Source organism: Schauerella aestuarii, from assembly GCF_009866805.1.
GTDB classification, from domain to species: domain Bacteria; phylum Pseudomonadota; class Gammaproteobacteria; order Burkholderiales; family Burkholderiaceae_B; genus Schauerella; species Schauerella aestuarii.
The window spans coordinates 1-229 of sequence record NZ_SIZW01000009.1 but is presented as its reverse complement, the minus strand read 5'-3'; the positions used below and the strand labels follow the sequence as shown (position 1 = coordinate 229).

1 protein-coding gene is annotated in these 229 nt (G+C 63.3%); it reads left to right on the top strand.

Annotated elements, in window-relative coordinates:
• A partial coding sequence (locus EYW45_RS00035) for a VCBS domain-containing protein (protein WP_202444502.1) occupies positions 1-229 on the top strand: 229 nt, incomplete at both ends.

Here is a 229-nt window from a genome sequence, read left to right as displayed (position 1 = left end):
TGACGGGACGGTTTCGCAAGTCACAGTCACCGTGATCGGGACGAATGACGCAGCTGTCATCGCAGGTCAAGGCTCGGGCACCGTCACCGAGGACAGCGTGTTGACGGCCTCCGGCACTTTGACCGTCACGGACGCTGACGCTGGCCAAGCCACGTTTACGGCTCAAACCGCTACCGCCGGCACATACGGCGCATTCTCCATCGGCACCGACGGCGCATGGACCTACACG